Below are 13553 nucleotides of genomic sequence, written 5' to 3' on the forward strand. Positions count from 1 at the left end.
CTTAATCAGCCATGGGTATAAGGTATCCTGAGGCACCTGCATCCGGAGCACTTCCTAAGGTAACGGACCAGTCACTTTTAGTTGCAGTCATTCCAATACGGAGCGCCTGTCCCATCAATCCTTTTAGCTTGCCTCTTGCCAAACGAAACTCAAACCTTAATAAACCATTGGCCGATTCGGTTACCGTTCCTATTTGCAGGAAGTCGGAGATCGATTGCTGGTCGAATGAAAAATCAGTTTGTGCACCTTTATGATAAAAAACATCCAGTCCGGCTGCGAGTAATTGACCTTCCAATAACACGTCGTATCCTCCATCGGGAAATGCGGAGGTCAGTAATCCTGTACCGGCGCTATTATCCGTATCCATATAGAGGTCGAAAATATCTCCATTGGCACGTTTGGAAACCATTTCTACATAGACATATACATAGTTGCCGTCATAATCATATTTCACCGTTCTAAATGTGCCGCCCCCTGTACCGGAGGTGATCACATTTGCGGTTACCGTATTCCAGTCATCCAAACTGTTATCATTCAGTTTTACAGGTGACGATTTAGAGATCCGGATCACGGTAGAACCTTCTGCTGTAGCACCACCTGTTACTGTAGCCACCAGGGTAGCTACATATTTTCCTTTTCCGGGATATACGTGAACGGGACTCTCCTCTGTTGAGGTGGTTCCGTCGCCGAAGTCCCAGGTATAGGAAGCGGCATTGGTTTTATTCGTAAAGGTGACTTGGTTTCCATCAACCGCCAGGTCATAGATCACATCTGTAACCGGCAATACCTGATCATCGTCCTTGCAGGATCCCAGCAACAGAGTTACGGTGAAAAGTGTAAGGAGAACCGTATTTTTATATATCTTTTTCATTATGTTCCTGTTTTAGGGTGATTCTAGGGATTTTGAGTAACCAGTTTATTGGATAAGACCTCATCAATAGGGAGATAATAAATGATCCGCGGACTTTCCCAGCTTACCACCATGTTGTTGTATCCTGAAGGTGCTTTAGAGAGGTCGATATCGGTTTCTTTTAATCCAGGTAAGTGGTAACCCCAATAGGTACGGTTCATATTCCGTTTATTCCGGTACACATCGAAATTACGGTGTCCTTCGAAAGCCAGCTCAATTCTTCTTTCGTTTAACACAACATCCAGCACGGATAATCCTGAAGGAGCGCTCCCATTATAGAGAGAAGCCTGGAGTCCCCTATTCTTCCTGATCATATCCACATCATTCAGAGCGGCAGGGTTGGCTCCTGATTTGGCTTCTGCTTCAGCTTTATTCAGGTACATCTCAGAAAGACGGAACATAATGGGTGAGCTGAGGTTGGGAGATCCACCCTGAAAAGAAAACTTGGTTATATAATAGGCTTCCATCCCATTTAACTTTTTTATGTTATTGCTTGCGTCTTTTCCTGGAACAATATAAGACCATCTTATATCTTCAGGATGCGCAGCCATCAGGTTACGTAAGGATTGTGATACAAACTCTTCGCCCCATCCGGAGTTACCATCAGAATAAATCATGGAAGCGATAGAACCGAATTTGCCGTAGTCATCACTTTCGGTAAAGGCCACACAAAAGATGGTCTCGGAACCAGTGGCTGCGTTTGCAAACAGGGATGGGTAAGTGGCAGCAGTTGTCAGTGTGAAGCGACCTGAATTAATTACCATGTTAGAGTACTCAATGCATTTTGCGTAATCGTTCATATAGAGGTAAACCCTGGATAGCAATGCCCATGCGGCCTCTTTGGATGCATATTGAACTCCGCGGGGTTGAGTCATGAGACTGGCAGCATTTTCCGCATCTGCAATAACGGAGGCATACACTTCGGCTACTGTAGCTCGTGGTTTTTGTGCATCATCCGTCAGGGATGTGCGCAGTACAATACCGGGAGCTGAGGGATTATGTGTATAAGGTTTTGCAAATAAGCGTACTAAGTTGAAATGATTAAAGGCACGTAAAAAATAGCACTCGCCCAGTAACTGCTGTTTAGTGGCATCCTGAGTACCGGCACTTTCTACTGCTGAAATGACGGTATTTACTCCATTGATGATTTTGTAGGAGGCATACCAGAAATAACGGGTATTTGATTGTGATGCAGTATGTGTTAAGGAGAAACTGTAATACAAGGGATCTGTGGTCACTTGTCCGGATGCGATATCATCACTGGCAAAGTCGGATAGCTGGAAATACTGCCGCAGATACATGTTGTTCTGGTCTTCAACACCATTGAAGACAATATGATCTTTAAACAAGGCATACGCTCCATTTAAGGCATTGGTCAAACCATCAGAAGTGGTGGTTAACGTATTGGTGGAGATGGCATCACTGGGTTCTACGTCCAGTTTACAACCGGAGAATAGTAAGGAGACCACCGTGAACAGCGTTATGATCGATTTTTTCATGGTATTTCGTTTTAGAACCTGCAATTAATATTGAAAAGAAACTGTCTGTTATTGGGGTATTTAAAATCGGATACCCCCGGTGTGGTATAGCTACCCAGTACAATGGTGGTTTGTGGATCCTGACCCAGGAAGTTAGAGAACGTAGCCACATTGTCGGCAGATAAGGAAAATGTTAGTCCCTGTAGATTCAACTTATTGATCCATGGTTTCGGGAAGTCAAAAGAAAGAGCGATATTCCTGATGGTGAAGAAACCGCCGTCTTTGAGGTAACGGGTAGAGGTTTCAGTGGAGTTGGCTGAATTTTGGGGACTAGGTTCCGTTGCTATATCTCCTGGTTTAGTCCAGACGACTGCGTCATCAGGCATTTTTAGCTGGTTATAGTAAGGTTCATGTCCGTCATTCATCACGAAACGCAGGTTATTACTAAACACTTTGTTGCCGTAATTGAAATAGGTATTAACTTGTAGACCAATGTTTTTATATCGGAACGAGTTGTTAAACCCGCCTTGGTATTTCGCTAAAGCAGAACCCACTTCCTGCATGGTTGCTTTCTCGTAATCAGTGGTTGCTTCTTTGGATACCGCTTTGCCATTCTCATCTTTTATGACAACTGCCCAGGTTGGTGCTCCGGTTTCGGCATCTACACCCAGCCATTCGGGCATGTAAAACTCATATAGATTACCGCCGTCACGATAGATCTGCGAAATGCTCCAGGAAGCACCTGTTTTTATGATATCGGAGGGAAAGTCCTTTAACTTGTTGGAGTTAAAGTTGACGGTAAAGTTGGTATTCCAGTCGAAGTCTCTTGTTTTGATATTAGCCGTGTTCAGACTAAATTCAATACCATCGTTTACTACTGTACCTGAGTTTTCCCATCGTTGTTCGAAGCCAACAGAAAGCGGTTGTGAAACCTGAAGCAGGAGATCTTTAGTTACGTTATGGTACGCGTCAATTGACAGATCAACCCTTTTAAATAAGCCGATATCAATCCCTCCATTGGTTTGATGTTTACTTTCCCAAGTCAGATTTGGACTTGCCAGCTGATAAGGGATCGCTCCGGAGAGTGCATTATATTGGGTGTTCAGTGCAAACAAACCGAGGTAACGGGATGCTCCGATATCCTGTGTACCAGTTATTCCGTAACTTAAGCGTAGTTTAAGATTGCTTAGTACAGGGCTTTGTTTAAGGAAATCTTCATTACTGATCAGCCATGCTGCAGATGCCGCTGGAAAAGATGCTCTACGATTTGCCTCAGGAAAGGCTGAGGATTCATCTATACGATAGGATCCTGTTAAAAAATATCTATTCTTAAAGCTATAATTCAACTGGGAGATGAAGGACTGCAGTGCAGAACGGTTATTGTAACCATTTACCAGCTGACTGTTAGAAACGACATTAAGTACCCTTAAGCCTTCGGGAAGACCCTTACCCGATCCTCCGGAATATTCGGATTTGCTTCCTTCAAAAGCAAGGCCCGCCAGTCCGTTTAAGGCATGGTCGCCAAACTGGAAATTAAACTTGAAGAGATTATTGGAGATGCCTCCGTAATTTAGCGTATTCAGTTCATCAAGGTAACCGTTATTGTGATAAGTTCCTGCTACTGTACGTGAAAAGTAATTGGTACCCTTATTGAAAGAGGCGGCTACACGACTGGAGCTGGTAAAGGTCAGCCATTTGGTTAAGGTATAGTTTAAGGTAAAATCGTAGTTCAAATCAAAACCTTTATAAGGGTGATCTGAATTGGCTACGGTATGTACCGGATTGATCTTGTCGCGAGACCACCACTTGAAGGTTGAATTACCATCCACATAAATAGGATTGCCTGATTCATCGTAAGGATTATCCCAAGGCATGTTTAGAAAGGAATAGTATACATCCATATAGTCGTAACTCTTTCCTGTATTTCCACTTAGATTGATGTTATTCGAGACACTAATCTTATCAGAAAAACGATAAGTAGAGTTGGCACGGAGGTTTACGCGTTGATAGTCGGTGTTCATGAAGGTACCCTTCTCCTTGTAATAGGATAGACCGGCATAATAATCCGCTTTGTCTGTTTTTCCAGCCGCAGATAGATAGAAATTATACATCGGCTCAGACGTAAAGGATTTCTTGCCCCAGTTGTAATTCTGATCTCTCAGCTCGAGGGGACGTTCACTATAGAACTTAATCAGGTCTATTTTATAAGAATTATCCGTTGCTCCAGGAATATAATCATGGTAAAATTCTTTCTGGTGTTCATACAATTCGCTGCCATTCATCATCTTCATCTTGCCAAAGTCCGCAGTACGGATCCCTGAAACTAAGCGTGCTTCAAATTGGGTCTTGCCGGCTTTAGCGGTTTTAGTGGTGACAATGATAACACCGGCGTTGGCTTGTGAACCATACATGGCTGTAGCGCCAGCATCTTTCAACACCGTTACGCTCTCCACATCATTGGGATCGTAGTTGCCACCAATTATACCATCTACAACAACTAATGGACTCTGAGAGGCGTTAATAGAGGAAACACCTCTTAAACGAATTTCGGCAGCTGCCCCGGGAGCACCAGAACTGTTTACGACTTGTAAGCCGGCTACCTTTCCCTGGAGCATGGTACCGATCGTGTTAGCCGTTACATCCTTCAGATCATCAGCCGAGACGACAGCAACAGCAGAGGTTAGCTCACTTTTCTTTTTGTTGCTATAACCAACGACAATGACTTCGCCTAGTTGCCGGTTATCTTCATTCAGGACAATGTTCATGAGTCGGCCCTCTACGGCCCTGATATCCCGGGACACATAGCCAATGGAACTAATTGTCAAAATAACACTTGTTGGGAGGCCAAGAATGGAAAAAAGGCCATTCTGATCGGATAACACACGATTTGTAGTACCTTTAATGGTAATTGTCGCGCTTGGAACCGCTACACCACTAACAGCAGACACAACTTTGCCTTTAAATGTCACTGTTTGAGCTAAAACGTTTAGGCAAACACCTAAAATACATAGCAGAAGTAGTATTTTCTTCATATTAAACAGTTTTGGGAGGTAAACAAATGGACTATCATGGCTAAAAGGATTAAAAATGGTGAGTTTTTTGATTTGTTATCTCTAAAATCGTCAAATTAACTTTCAATAACTACTACATGAAGCCTAAATAACACATAAGGAAGTTGCGCAATCGATTGACTTGATTACGCAATCGTTTGACTGAATTTAATCTGTTGGATTAAAAAATAGATTTGATGGGAAAGGGAGGGGATATGAGATAAGATTTAGCTGTTTCTGGAAGAGAAAAAAGAATCCGGTATTTAAAAAAGCTTTTTTAAAAGGAGACTCGCTTTTTTGTTTATTCCCCTAAGGGCAATAGGTGATCATCTGCGAATCAATAATCACCTGGTTATATAGCGTTTCAGGTTCATTAGAGCGCATGAGCTGAAAAAGGATTTCAGTGGCCTTCTCTCCTTGTTTGTATGGAAATTGTTCAATGGATGCCAGGGGAAGAGTATCCATGTACTGCCAAAGCGGTAAATTTGCAAAACTAATGAAGCTCACATCTTTATTCATAATCAGTCCGGCTCGTTTAACCATAGACATGCAATCAAGCAGAACATAGTCATTGAAGACGATGATGGCGGTAGGTTGCTGCTTTAAGGATAAGAGTTGATGAAGGGCATTGGTGTTGCCATCCCTTGTAAGATCCGTCGAGACAATCAGATCGGATTCAAAGGAGATCCCTGCTGCACGAAGGCCTTTGGCATAGATTTCCAGTCTTTGTCTGCTGGCAAATAGTTTATGGGGACCGTTAATCAGACCGATGAGCGAGTGCCCGCTTTCCGTGAGCTTTTGAATAGCCTGAAACATGCCGGACTCCAGATTGCAGGCCACACAATGAATCTCCTTTTTATCGGGAACGCGGTCAAAGAAAACAATAGGAATATTATACTTGCTTAACTGATTAAAATGATCATAATTTGAAGTTTCCTTCGTAATGGAGACCAGCATACCATCAACCCTGTGGGTTTTCATATTTTCAAGGATGCGCTTTTCGCGTTCAAAATCATCCAGAGATTGTCCCATAATGACATTATAGTCATTAGCAGCAGCAAAATCCTCAATCCCACTAATTGCTGCAGAAAAGAAGGGCTCTGATAAGCTGGGCAGAATTACCCCGATGGTATAGGTTTTACGTTCTTTAAAGAAAATAGCAGACTGATTCCTTTCGTAACTTAATTCTTTTGCAAGTTCGTGCACCCGGGTAGTAGTGGTAAGCCCGATACTCGGATGATTATGAAGGGCACGGGAAACTGTGGAAACCGAGACCTTCAAAATCTTAGCAATTTCTTTAAGGGTAGAAGGAGTTTTGTTGATCATGCACGCTTAAGGGTTACGGGTTTATACAAATTTAATTAAAAATTAACGCTATTGTCATTTTCATTCCTTATTGCTTGTTATTGAAAAATTGTAAGACGAGAACTTTACACTCTTTCACAAAATACGGATTTCTAAGGGCATATTAGATTTGGGCATTACTTAAGATTATAGGGATTATGTAGATTTTGATTGGAAATGCATGAGAAAAACAGAATTAAATTGTAACATTTATCTAAAAAACATTTAATTATTAAATTTACTGCAAAGAGCCCATTGATTCGTAAAATATAATTACTTACCTTTAATACAAGGGATAACGCCCTGATAATTACTCTTTACTTAGATCATTCCGGTTAAATAAAACGGCAGATTCTAAGCTTTTAACTTGAGTCTGTTATGAAGCAGATTGTTTTTGAGAACTAAACATTTAAATTAAAAAACATGAGTAGAGACAAGAAAAAAGAGCCTAAGTCGGCTGAGAAAAAGGAACAGTCTGATTACCAGTCTGGGAAATCTGCTAAGATCGAAACATCTCCCAGCAAGAAGAAGAAGTAATTTAATTCATTCATTTTAAACCCATTCACATTATTTAGAAATTCTTTTGATTAGCTGACAATTTTAATTGTATCAATGATCAAAAGGGCTAAAATCTTTATCCTATTAGACCTCGTTGATACAATTTGTAAGGATGGCAAGGTACATTTTATATGAGTAAACGCAAAAAAGGCCGTCCTGAATTAATTAGGACGGCCTTTTTATAATACATCGGGCGTGTATTTTCGATAGGTACTATTTCTTAGTTGGAGCTTTAACAGCAGTAGTTGCAGCAGCATTCTTTTTTGCTTCAACTTTCTTTGCATGTTTCTTGTGCGCTACAGTTTTTTCAGTTGCGGGTTTTGTAGTAGTAGTACCCGGTAATTTAGCAAATGCTCTCATTGTTGTTGCAAATAATGCCAATGCTAAAATTGTTCTTTTCATGATTATTTATATTTGCAATTTGTTGATTCAAAGGTGCGATTGGAGTGTGAATATTAGATGAAGATGAATACATTTACACCTTTAGTAATTAGTTCATGGAAAAAACATTTTATACGATTAAAGCGATCAGGGAAAACTTCTTAAAACTCATTTCAGATTTAAGTATTGAATCACTTAATGAAATCCCTGAAGGGTTTAACAATAACATCATCTGGAATTTAGGCCATATAATTGCAAGTCAACAAATTATCTGCTATGAACTTACGGATAATATACCGCTCATTGAGAGTCAGTATATATCCGATTATAGAAATGGGACTAAGCCTGAACGTTTTATAAATAACACTGAGCTGGAGGTAATGAAGAGCAACCTCCTCAGCACGATTGATCGTACAGAGATTGATTTACTCAATAACCTTTTTGAAAACTTCAAAGTTAAACAACTACAATTAGGATTGAAGCTGGAACGAATTCAAGATAGTTTAAATTATGTGCCTGTTCACGATGCTACCCATTTAGGCTATTCACTTGCTCTTAAAAGAATCATCAAACATTAATTAGACGAATCGACGGATGCACTTGTTGAAGGATTACTTTTAAGACTGGCTTTTTGTTCTTCAAGTTCCTGGAGTCTTTTGTATTTTTTATCCATATTTTTTGTGAGTTGCTCCACTTTATCTCTTAAATCATTTGCTTCTTCCCGACTATCCCGTGCATCCTCTGTCGCATCTTCAGCCCTATCAGCTAGTTTTTCAGCCTTCCTTGCCTGTTTGAGTTTTCCAGAAGTCGCTTTAGAAGCTTGATCGCTACTTTTTTCTAAAGTTACTTTTGATTTCGCTTCTGCTTGTTCGGCTTTAGCCTCAAGCAATGGAATTTTATTTTTAGCATCTTCAAGTTTATTACGTAAGCTTGCAATATCAGCAGATACTTTGCGGTACTCTTTACCAAGTTTAATCGTATCCGTACTTGAATCCATACGGTCCTTTGCAAAGGATGTAGTTATAAAAAAAGCCATAAAAGGCAAAATAAGATAGATGTTTTTCATAAGGCGTACAATATCAATAAGTATGCCTGAAAATAAATTTAAGGTGTAAACAATTGTCATAAAACCCTGTTGCTGCTTTAGTTATAATTAACGGACTGAAATTAATGGATCTCAATCAAACAAAAAATCTTCCCTTTTATATTAAATTAGCCTGTGTTCTTTTCAGCCTGATTGCTTTATTTTATATTATCATTATTGCTAAAGAGATTTTATCTCCGCTGATATTTTCATGTCTATTTTCTATCTTATTACTGCCATTAGCTTCTTTTTTTGAGTATAAATTACGCCTTCACAGGAGTGCTGCATCTATGCTTTCTGTTTTGATCTTATTAACTTCTTTAAGCCTCATCTTATATATTATAGGTTCGCAGATTTCTAATCTGGCTGATGATTGGCCTCTTTTTCAGCAACAGTTAAATTCATCTATAAACATTATTCAGAATTGGATCTCTACCACTTTTCATATAAACTCAACTAAGCAGTTGACCTATTTGCATACTGCTACCACCAAAGTAATGGCCTCAGGAACAGTAGTTATCGGAGCGACACTCTTGTCGTTATCTTCCATGATGCTATTTTTTGTCTTTACTTTTATTTACACTTTTTTCTTTTTATTATACCGCAGGCTGATTAAAAAATTTCTGACCTCTGTTTTTCTGGATGAGAATACAGCACTCGTACACGATATTATTGAACAGGTTCAGTATATTATCAGGAAATACATTGTCGGTTTACTGATAGAAATGGCTATAGTTGCGGCTGTTGTATGTCTGGCTTTCTGGGCATTAGGAATAAAATATGCTATTCTGTTGGGCCTCATCACCGGATTATTTAACATCATCCCTTACATTGGAATCTTTACAGCACTTGTACTGAGTACGCTGATTACCTTTGCAACCGCGGCGGTGCTGAGTAAAGTGATTGTAGTGGTTGTTATCCTGGTGGTTGTTCACCTGATAGACAGCAATATATTATTACCCCTGGTGGTTGGTTCCAAGGTTCGAATCAACGCTCTAATTACCGTTTTAGGGGTAATTATCGGCGAAATGATCTGGGGAATACCTGGTATGTTCTTATCCATACCGGTGATCGCTGTTCTGAAAATCATCTTTGACCGGGTGGAAAGTCTAAAGTCATGGGGTATTATTCTCGGCGATGAGGATCATAAAGAATCTTCAAAAGACCTTGAACTTTAAAGTTTTTTAGTTTCAGGGATGATGCTATAAGCTTTTTTAAGTCCGCCCAGGTCTATAGTGACCCGTTGAAGAATAACTCCGGGATCAACCATATAAACCTTCAGGGTATGTTTGCCCTTGTTTAGTAAAGGCCCTTTAACATGCGAGATGGCACTGTTTCGCAACACATTCTGCTTCCATTCTTCAGATCTTCCTATCGTTTTATGATCAATCAGGGTAGTCGGACCACCATCAATAGAGATGGCAAATCGCATGCTGAATTTATTGTTTAGTGGATGGGTAGGCAAGGTATATAGGTCTAATTCAGCAGCAGATTTCTGAAATGTGATAAAATCATATTCCAGGACTGGAGCATTTTTTATAAGATCAGATACAGGCTGGGTCAGAGAAACAGGATGGTCTAAGGGCATAGCAATTAGAGATGTTTCCACCTCTCCTAAACCCTGTATGGTTTCCCATTGGGATTGCGTGCCCACAATTTTACGTGTAAAGTTTTTGGCAAGCATAGATACATAGCCGTTATCTTCTACAAATCCGGTATAATTAGCAGGAAGAACAGTTGGATTGTTAAAAACAGGAACTTGTACGCTGATTGTTTTACCTGCGGCACTAAACTTAATTTCACCTTTTTGAGGTGCTTTAGGCGAAATTTTAGTCCAGTCAATACTCACCCATATTCTGGTTTCTTCTTTTCCTCCCTCGGATTTCAGGGTACCGGCTTGCTGGTCTATACGAATCCATTTATTATTTGTTTTAGCAGTCCAGTTCAGCTCTTTTTCATCACTTAAATACAAATCGATAAAATACTTTTTATCTGTTAGCTGATTAAATTCCGGAAGAGTAAATATGTTGTTTTTTGCCTTGTTTAGCGAAGAATCGCTCTTGATATATCCTTCAGGGGATAGATTCCACACCGCAGATTTGTTTATCGATACAGGGGGAAATTCAGGTTTTAAATAAACAGGAAGATTGCGTGGCTGCATAGACATCATATTGTTCCATTTTCCACTGGATAATTGATGGTTATAGTAGGCTGTCTCTTTTACTATACCAGTGTATGCTTCTTGAGACAATCGCTCATAATATACTGAACTTAAGCGATTTTGCTTCGCATATAAAACACTTTTATCCTTATAAAGGAACTTTTTATTTATTAGGGAAGCGCCAACGACAGGGTAATAAACAAGCTGGTAGTATGCATCAGAATCAGCTGAACTTATTTGCGGACGTAGCTTTTTTACTACTGTTTCAATCTTTTGATAGCTGTCTATACGACGTTGAGCTTCGTCGCCATAATAAAAATGATTGTAACCGGTATTAGACGTTTTAGTGGTAGGCTCCGTTTGACTCCATCCTATAAATTCAGGTTTACGTTCAAACGCGAGGTCGTAATACTGCCAAAGAGTACTGCTGATCTCCTTTGAATGTTCTTTTCCAAAGATTCCTTCTACCCAATTGTTGAGATGCCTCCGGCTATAATCACTGTCTTTAAAAGGTTCGGCCTGATAAGCCATATCGAGAAAAAACTGGATATTGTATTCCAGTGGTTTAATATCGCCTACATTCAGTACCCATAAACGGTCAGATCCAGTCATGTAAGCCTTCATCATTTCCTCTCTAATTAATCCAGGATGTGTACTGCTAAGCCACAAATAATCATGTGGCCTACCCCAATAAGAGGCATGGTAATAGATTCCTGAGCCTCCGGAACGATTTTCTTCTTTTTCACTGTTGAGCCGCTGGATATAACCATAGTTGTCATCCGGCCAAACCAGGGTAACATCTCCAGGTAACTGAAGGTTAGCATCATATATTTCAAGCACTTCCTTATAGGCGGTAAAAACCTGGGGGATTTCCTTGATGTCTTTATGCAGGTTTTTAGTCAGCATTCCCCGCTGATCTTTAAAGATTTGATGCAACAGGGGAACAGCATCTTGAACACTTTTTATTCCTTCCATACCACTATCATGAACGCCACGCATTCCCAGCGTATATACAGCTTCATTGGCACTACTTTCTTTAACCCGCTGCTCCCAATAATTATACACGTTTTCTTTGTTGGTGATATAGTTAAATGCACCATGATTTTTATCCCACTCGTCTACATTATTTCTTAACATCGGCTCTGCATGTGACGAACCGATAAGAAGGCTGTAATCTGCAGCCATTTTTTGATTGCCTGGGTAGTGATAAAAGGCTTTGGTACTGGGATGCATGGCTGGCCAGATCAGGTTTGCTTTTAACCGGAGTAAAAGTTCAAAGATTTTAGCATACGTTTTGGGACCAATGTCACCTGTTTCGGGTTCAAAGGTTTTTGCCGCCCAAGGTTGTAGTCCCCAATCTTCATCATTTAGAAAGATCCCCCGATATTTAACGGAGGGAGTTGCTGATAAAAAATCAGCGGTATGTACAATAAGGTCTGTTTGAGGCTTTACAGCTACATCTGCCCACCAATACCAGGGAGAAATGCCTATCTTTTCTGATATGCTGAATACGCCATAAGCCGTTCCCCGGGCATCACTTCCTGCAACGATCAATGCTTTCGGTATATTTTTAAGCGGATTAGTTAAAATAGTTAATCCATAACACTCCCATTTATCTTTTAGTCCTTGAATTAAAGTTGACGCTGCCGGCAACAGCTTGCGGATAAGGGATGAATGAACATCGCCTATTACAATTACATTGCCGTTTACTTTAGAAAGATCGGTAAGAACTTGAGTTTGAAATCCGGTAACACGTTTAATATCCTGTTGCAATAGGGTCGCGGTAATGGAATCGAGCTTCGGACCTTTTGAGTCGTACACAATACTGGCTATTGTATTTTTATCCAGAATAGTAAAATCCTGAGCAAAAACAGAGGAGCAACAGGTAAACAGTACAAAAACAAAAACGAGTTGCTTGAGGTACAGGTTAATCATGAGGACTAAATTAGGATTATTATCATGTATTTATAATAGAATGGCTGGTTTATCCTAAATAACCCTCAATTATGTCGTAATCAACCCGTCTGGGTTTCCTATTAGAACTCGATATTTGGGTTATGTTTTAAAACACAAACCATCAATTCAGTAAATCTAATATTTAAAGTCATGGAAAGACAAGCGTTTAAAATCTCCATTAATTCATCACCTGAAAAAATAAGGAATATTCTATGGAGTGATGTAACTTATCCTTTGTGGACCGCTCCTTTTGCCGAGGGCTCAAAGGCTAAAACAGATTGGAAAAAGGGAAGCATAGTGTTGTTTTTAGATGGAAATGATAATGGCATGATTTCCACCATTGAGGAAAATATACCTAATAAATTCATGTCCATTAAACATTTAGGATCTGTCAAGAATGGGGTTGAGGACTTAAATAACCCTGACAATGAGACTTGGGTGGGTGCTCTGGAAAACTATACCCTCAACACTGAAAATGAAAGGACCGAATTGCTGATTGACATGGATATCACAGATGATTTTAAGGAATATATGCAATTGACATGGCCTAAAGCACTAGACAAAGTGAAGGAATTAGCAGAAAGCAGCAGTTATAGTTAAGGTTCGTAGATGCCTCCGTGTGAAGGATTCA

The 13553-nt window shown here is 39.9% G+C and carries 10 protein-coding genes; 3 read left to right on the forward strand and 7 right to left on the reverse strand.

All coding sequences use genetic code 11. From position 1 onward, the window contains the following. Position 1 precedes the first annotated feature (1 nt). The 5 genes from BFL47_RS06705 to BFL47_RS06725 all read right to left on the reverse strand — a co-directional run bounded on the left by BFL47_RS06705 (position 2) and on the right by BFL47_RS06725 (position 7742). Positions 2–871 carry a PKD domain-containing protein gene (locus BFL47_RS06705; protein WP_069659029.1) on the reverse strand — a complete coding sequence of 290 codons (870 nt, stop codon included), beginning with the start codon at positions 869–871 and terminating at the stop codon, positions 2–4. A 23-nt stretch (positions 872–894) separates the two neighbouring features. After that, entirely contained in the window at positions 895–2409 is a 1515-nt protein-coding gene (locus BFL47_RS06710; RefSeq protein ID WP_069659030.1) for a RagB/SusD family nutrient uptake outer membrane protein, read from the reverse strand. Between the two features lie 11 nt (positions 2410–2420). After that, positions 2421–5420: a SusC/RagA family TonB-linked outer membrane protein gene (locus BFL47_RS06715; RefSeq protein WP_083257049.1), complete on the reverse strand. Its 3000-nt coding sequence runs from the start codon at positions 5418–5420 to the stop codon at positions 2421–2423. Positions 5421–5747: 327 nt separating this feature from the next. Beyond that, complete coding sequence (locus tag BFL47_RS06720; protein ID WP_069659032.1) at positions 5748–6764, reverse strand: LacI family DNA-binding transcriptional regulator; 1017 nt, start codon at positions 6762–6764, stop codon at positions 5748–5750. 789 nt (positions 6765–7553) lie between these two features. Then, on the reverse strand, positions 7554–7742 hold the full coding sequence (locus tag BFL47_RS06725) for a hypothetical protein (RefSeq protein ID WP_069659033.1): 189 nt from the start codon (positions 7740–7742) through the stop codon (positions 7554–7556). A gap of 95 nt (positions 7743–7837) precedes the next feature. On the opposite strand from BFL47_RS06725, the gene BFL47_RS06730 reads away from it, so the two are divergent. Then, on the forward strand, positions 7838–8299 hold the full coding sequence (locus BFL47_RS06730; protein WP_069659034.1) for a DinB family protein: 462 nt from the start codon (positions 7838–7840) through the stop codon (positions 8297–8299). Here the strand turns inward: BFL47_RS06730 and BFL47_RS06735 are convergent. Beyond that, positions 8296–8787: a hypothetical protein gene (locus BFL47_RS06735; protein ID WP_170827285.1), complete on the reverse strand. Its 492-nt coding sequence runs from the start codon at positions 8785–8787 to the stop codon at positions 8296–8298. The two genes, BFL47_RS06730 and BFL47_RS06735, sit on opposite strands and share 4 nt — an antisense overlap. A gap of 104 nt (positions 8788–8891) precedes the next feature. On the opposite strand from BFL47_RS06735, the gene BFL47_RS06740 reads away from it, so the two are divergent. Further along, complete coding sequence (locus tag BFL47_RS06740; RefSeq protein WP_069659036.1) at positions 8892–9983, forward strand: AI-2E family transporter; 1092 nt, start codon at positions 8892–8894, stop codon at positions 9981–9983. On the opposite strand, the gene BFL47_RS06745 is transcribed toward BFL47_RS06740, so the two are convergent. After that, entirely contained in the window at positions 9980–12901 is a 2922-nt protein-coding gene (locus BFL47_RS06745) for a glycosyl hydrolase 115 family protein (protein ID WP_139125780.1), read from the reverse strand. The two genes, BFL47_RS06740 and BFL47_RS06745, sit on opposite strands and share 4 nt — an antisense overlap. Positions 12902–13072: 171 nt before the next feature. Here BFL47_RS06745 and BFL47_RS06750 point away from each other — a divergent pair, with 171 nt between their 5' ends. Continuing rightward, positions 13073–13522, forward strand: a complete 450-nt coding sequence (locus BFL47_RS06750) for an ATPase (RefSeq protein WP_069659037.1) — start codon at positions 13073–13075, stop codon at positions 13520–13522. Positions 13523–13553 lie beyond the last annotated feature (31 nt).

It is taken from the genome of Arcticibacter eurypsychrophilus, from assembly GCF_001730525.1.
GTDB classification, from domain to species: domain Bacteria; phylum Bacteroidota; class Bacteroidia; order Sphingobacteriales; family Sphingobacteriaceae; genus Arcticibacter; species Arcticibacter eurypsychrophilus.